Consider the following 252-nt stretch of genomic DNA (forward strand, 5'->3'; position numbering starts at 1 on the left):
CTCATGGCCATCACCATCTTGATGACACCCGCGACACCGGCGGCCGCCTGGGTGTGACCGATGTTGGACTTGATGGAACCCAGCCACAGAGGCCGGCCGCCCTCAGGACGATCCTGGCCATACGTGGCGAGCAAGGCCTGCGCCTCGATGGGATCGCCGAGCGTGGTGCCCGTACCGTGGGCCTCCACAGCGTCGACGTCACCGGCCGTGAGACCGGCGTTCGCCAACGCGGCGCGGATCACACGCTGTTGG

General features: G+C 67.9%; 1 protein-coding gene. It reads right to left on the reverse strand.

The window, feature by feature from the left end; translation table 11 throughout:
* A partial coding sequence (locus ADL01_RS27480) for a hypothetical protein (protein ID WP_159049648.1) occupies positions 1 to 252 on the reverse strand: 252 nt, incomplete at both ends.

The sequence above is a fragment of the Streptomyces sp. NRRL WC-3618 genome, assembly GCF_001280005.1.
Lineage (GTDB): Bacteria > Actinomycetota > Actinomycetes > Streptomycetales > Streptomycetaceae > Streptomyces.